Genomic DNA, 6,148 nt, shown 5'->3' on the forward strand with positions numbered 1-6,148 from the left:
AGTAAAGAATATGTAGCACCCCGTAATGAAACCGAAGCGCAGTTAGCAGCAATCTGGCAGAATTTGTTAGGAGTAGAACGAGTAGGAGTTCATGATAATTTCTTTGAATTGGGTGGTCATAGTTTACTGGCTACACGTTTGGTTTCCATGATTCGAAAGGTTTTGATGATAGAGGTTTCAATTAAAGAAGTATTTGAACATACAACAGTACAAGAGTTAGCATCTCTCATTGATTTTTTTGAACAAGATTTTGATGGCGACACAGAAGATAAAGAAAACTACAATATAACTTTGGAAATATAATTTTAAAAATGAATATAGAAATTTTAAATATTTTAAAAGAGGCTCATAATAAAAAAGTAAAAATAGAAGTAAATAAGGGTAATTTAACAGTTAAATCAGCAGCTATTATTGATCCCGATTTATTACAAAAAATAAAAGGCAATAAAATTCATATAGTTAAATATATTGAGGAACGTCAAGTAAAAAATAGAAAAAATACTTTATCAAAAATTACTTCTTACAATCGAGATTCCATTAAGAAGATTCCCTTATCGTTTAGTCAGGAACGACTGTGGTTTTTGGATCAGTTACAAGGGAGTACGGAATATCACATACCTACTGTCCTTCGTCTAACAGGAGCATTAGAGGTATCGATATTGGAAAAAGCCCTACATGAAATTGTTTCTCGTCATGAGGTTTTACGCAGTATGTTTCTTTCAGAAGACGGAATCGGTTATCAGGAAATTATCAATGCAGAAAACTGGTCATTAGAAAAATTAGAAATACAGGATATATCCATACTGGAAAGCAGTCTGGAGGATTATCTGATGCGTCCATTTGATTTGTCGAAAGATTACAAGCTACGAGCGTGTTTATATGATCTAGGAAACAATCAATATGTCTTAGCAAGTGTTTTTCACCATATTGCAAGTGATGGCTGGTCAGAAGGAATTTTGATGAATGAATTTATGGAATTGTACAGTGCCCTGCAGTCTGGTCGTCCGGTAGTTTTACCGGAACTTAGTTTGCAATATACCGACTATGCCATTTGGCAGCGTCAGTATTTAGAAAGCGCTGTTTTAGAAGACCAACTATCGTATTGGGAATCAAAATTGCAAGGAGTAAGTACTTTGTCTTTACCGACGGATTATAATCGTCCTGTAGAGAAGAGTAATGACGGAGACAGTGTTTCTTTAGAACTGGGAAAAGAGCTGAGTGACTCATTAAATTCTATATGTAAAGAAGAAGGCGTTACGCTTTTTATGTTGTTATTATCCGCCTTTAAAGTATTGTTATCGCGCTACAGCGGACAGGAGGATATTTGTATTGGAACACCAATTGCGAATCGTACACAATCAGATTTAGAGGGAATGATTGGCTTTTTTGTGAACACTTTAGCACTTCGCAGTGATTTAAGCGGAGACCCGAGTTTCAAAGCGCTATTGTCCAGGATAAAACAGACCACTTTGGAAGGGTATGATCATCAGCTGGCACCATTTGAAAAAGTGGTTGATCGTGTGATTACGACCCGGAATATGAGTATGACACCGTTGTTTCAGGTGTTATTTGTCTTACAGAACACACCTACTATATCTGGAGAAAACCGAGAAAACAGGGAAACCTTAGAAGGTCTTGTCTTAACAGAATATGAATTTGATATCGTAAATGCTAAATTTGATTTAGTATTAAATGTTTCTGAAAATGCTGATTGTGTTTTATTTGATTTAGTATATTGTACAGCCTTATTTGATAAGACAACAATAGAAAGAATGCTGTTGAATTATCGTGAGTTGTTGATTAGCATTTCATCTAATATTACTCAACCTATAAGCAATCTATCTTTGCTTACAAAAAATGAAGAGAATCAATTATTAAATAAATTTAACCGTACCAATGTTGCATATCCTCAAGATAAAACTCTAATAGATTTATTCACTGAACAGGTCAAACAAACACCAGCTGCTATAGCATTAGTTTATCAAGAAGAGAAAATAAGTTATAAGGAGTTAGATCAACGCTCCAATCAATTGGCACATTATTTATTATCTATTAATTGTACAAATAGAGGTAGTCAAATTGGAGTTGTTTTAGATCGCAGTAATTGGTTAATTATATCATTTTTAGCGATACTAAAAACAGGGGGGACTTATGTTCCGATAGACCCTAAACATCCTGAAGAAAGAAAAGAATTTATAAAGAAAGACAGCAATTGTTCTATCATCTTAGATGGCTTAGTTTTAGAAGAATTCATAAGGAATCGTTCTGAATATTCTAATGATTTACCTAAGATTAATATAAGCCCTGATGATTTAGCCTATATAATTTATACATCAGGTAGTACTGGAAAACCGAAAGGTGTAATGATTGAGCATAGAAGTATCATAAATACAATTCTATCTCAAATTTCTGCTTTTTCAATTACGAATAAAGATAGTTGTCTACAATTCGCAAGTATTTCATTCGATGCTTCTATTTGGGAGATTTTTATTTCCCTTTTTAGCGGTAGTCGTTTATGTATCATAAAAGAAGAGGAAAAATCAGATGTTAACTTTTTTAGAAACTTTATAGCAAACAACGCAATTACTTTTGCAACCTTACCACCCTCATTTTTGCAATTATTATCGGTTGAAGATATAAAAAGTATTAACACTCTTGTTACTGCTGGAGAGTCAATACCTTTAGAATTAGCTAAGGCATTTTCTCAACATTACAATTACATTAATGCTTATGGTCCTACAGAAGCAAGTATTTGTTCAACAACTTTCCAGGGAGGTATAAAAGATATTGTATCCATTGGAAGACCTATTGATAATACTCAGGTGTATGTTCTAAATGAGCAACAGAATCTTTTACCTATTGGAGTAATTGGTGAGTTATGTGTTGGAGGAGCAGGAGTAGCGCGAGGTTATTTAAATCTTGAAAAACTAACTCAAGAAAAGTTTATAAACAATCCTTTTATAGAAGGAGGCCGAATTTATAAAACGGGAGATTTAGCACGCTGGTTACCCAATGGCAGCCTTGAATTTATGGGTAGAAAAGATGATCAGGTCAAGATTCGAGGCTACCGTATTGAATTAGGAGAAATTGAAAATGTATTATTATCATTATCGGGGATTAGCCAATGTTGTGTTTTGGCCAAAAAAGATGTAAATAATACTGAGCGTCTGGTAGGTTATGTCGTCATGACAGATGTATTAAATAAAGAAGCACTACAAGAACAATTAAAGCTGCGTTTACCTGAATATATGATTCCTATGATTTGGGTTTCATTAGAAGCAATGCCAATAACCAGTAATGGAAAGTTGGATAAAAAGGCATTACCGGATCCGGAGAACTCAGATTTGTCAACTCATAAATACAGTGCTCCTCGTAACGAAATAGATAATCAATTAGTCACTATATGGCAGGGATTATTGGGTATAGAAAAGATAGGAATCTACGATAATTTCTTTGAGCTTGGGGGACATAGTTTATTAGTTGTTCAATTAATATCTCGTTTACAAGCATTGAATTTTCATATATATGTAAAAGATATTTTTGCTGGCCCTAAGATAGCTTGCATCAGTGATAAGTTATCTTCCATATCTTCAATGTATGTTGTTCCAGCTAATGGAATTAAAATTACTAGCGATGCCATTATTCCATCAATGGTACCATTACTTGATTTTATTCAAAGTGATTTAGATAAAATAGTGGCAATAGTTCCAGGTGGAGTCTCAAATATTGAAGACATATATCCATTATCTCCTCTACAAGAAGGAATTCATTTTCATAATTTGATGAGCAATAGTAATCAAGGAGATCTGTATATTGTTCCAAGTTTGCTTTCTTTTACGAACGTAGTAAAGCGAATGGCTTTTATTGAGGCACTGCAATTTGTAGTGAACCGTCATGATGTTTTACGTACTTGTTTTATAAGTGATGATTTACCAAATGCTGTCCAAGTAGTATTGCGAGAAGCAACTTTAGCACTAGATGATTTACATTTAGATACCTCCAAAGCTATTTTGCCACAATTGGAGTTACTTATCACTTCTGGTAGTCATTGGATGGACATCTCTAAAGCTCCTTTATTGGAATTGAAATTGGCTGATGATCCAATTAATGGATGTTATTACTTAATAGTGTACCAACATCATTTAATAATGGATCACGTTGGTTTAGAAAGAATTATGGAAGAAGTAATATTGTATTTATCAGGAGAAGGATCAAATCTTCCAACACCTATTTTATATCGGGATTTTATTGGTCACACCTTACATGCACGATCAATCAATAATGGGGAATCGTATTTTAGATCTTTATTTAGCGGAATAGAAGAACCAACTTACCCGTTTAATCTATCCAACGTTTTAGGTGATGGTACCGGTATCGAAGAGTCTATTAGTATGCTATCTCAAGAGCTAAGTACAACATTGCGTAATATCTGTTTTAAACTTAGTATGAGTCCTGCGGTATTATTTCATGCTGCTTTTAGTTTAGTTGTAGCGAGATGCAGCAATAAAGAATATGCTGTTTTTGGGTCCTTATTTTCAGGACGGTTACAGGGCTCTTTAGGAGCTGCTGATTCTTTAGGATTATTTATCAATACACTTCCTGTTGCGTTGAAACTAAAAGGGAATGTCAAGGAGTTTTTATGGGAAGTAAAAGAAAGATTAGAAGAATTATTATCGTATGAACAAACGCCTTTATCTGATGTTCATCACTGGAGTAGTATCTCCAATGATAGTGCTTTATTTAGTGCTTTGCTAAACTATCGCCATTCCTCATCCTCTATATCAGAAGAAGGCAATGCCAAAGATATAGATTTAGGTATAACGCTTATTGAAAGTCATGAACGAACAAATTATCCATTTAATTTAAGTGTAGATGATTTTGGCGTTGAGTTTGGATTAAAAGTATTAGTGGATGAAAGTCTTAGTGCAGATCGCATACTTGCGTATATGGAACAAGCATTAATTCAACTTGTAGATGGAGTTACGAATGAAGAGGAAGTAAATGTTGAGACTTTAAGTATATTAAGTAAAGAAGAAAAACAGCAACTAGTAAATGTTTTTAATAATACACAAATATCTTACCCTTTAAATAAGTCATTAGTAACTTTGTTTGAGGAACAAGTGGAGCGCAGCCCAGACGCGATAGCTATATTTTATAATGGTAATGAATGGACTTATAGAGATTTAAGTAAAAGATCAAATCAATTGGCCCATTACTTATTATCTAATATAAAAAGCAATGTAGACAATTTTATTGGAGTAATTTTGGATCGTAGTGACTGGTCAATTATTTCGTTTTTAGCAATATTAAAAATGGGATCGGCTTATGTGCCAATAGATCCTAATTATCCCGAAGAAAGAAAAGAGTACATTAAAAATGATAGTAACTGTAGTATTATCATAGATGCTTTATTCTTTGGTTCGTTCCAAGAAGATAGTTCTGAGTATGGAGATACTTTACCTGACATAGCTATAAATGCCGATGATTTAGCATATATAATTTATACATCAGGAACAACAGGTAAACCAAAAGGAGTTATGATAGAGCATGGTTCTATTGTCAATACAATATTGTCACAAATAGAATCTTTTCCAGTGACTGAGAGTGATATTTGTTTACAATTTGCAAGTCATAGTTTTGATGCTTCTATATGGGAGATTTTTATATCGTTATTATCGGGAGCAAAATTATGTATAATAGAAGAAGAAAATAAATTTGATATTAATTTCTTTGTAAATTATATTGAAAAACATCAAATATCCATTGCTACCTTACCGCCAGCTTTTTTTGCCTTATTAGATTTTAGTCAAATTTTAAGTATAAAAATATTAGTAACCGCAGGAGAACAAGCGCCATTAGAGAAGGTAAAACTTTTTTCACAAAATGGTAAATATATAAATGCCTATGGCCCGACTGAAACAAGTATCTGTGCTACGACCTTTTGTGGTGATATTGATAAAATAGTTCCCATAGGAAAACCAATAGCGAATACCCAAATTTACATACTTGATGATAATCAAAATATGGTTCCTGTGGGAATAACTGGAGAATTATTTATAGGAGGAGCAGGAGTCGCCCGAGGTTATTTAAACAGGGAAGAATTAACTCGGGAGAAGTTTATAGCAAATCCATTTAAAGAAGGTGAACG

Annotated in this window: 2 protein-coding genes; both read left to right on the forward strand. The window is 33.5% G+C overall.

Features of this window, described 5'->3' with window-relative positions; translation table 11 throughout:
* The coding region (locus ACEN2I_RS19735; protein ID WP_441767799.1) for a phosphopantetheine-binding protein at positions 1-303 on the forward strand (303 nt) is incomplete at its 5' end.
* 8 nt (positions 304-311) lie between these two features.
* A partial coding sequence (locus ACEN2I_RS19740) for an amino acid adenylation domain-containing protein (RefSeq protein WP_441767800.1) occupies positions 312-6,148 on the forward strand: 5,837 nt, incomplete at its 3' end.

Origin of the sequence: Flavobacterium sp. W22_SRS_FK3 (genome assembly GCF_052113665.1) — a bacterium.
Taxonomy (GTDB): Bacteria; Bacteroidota; Bacteroidia; order Flavobacteriales; family Flavobacteriaceae; genus Flavobacterium.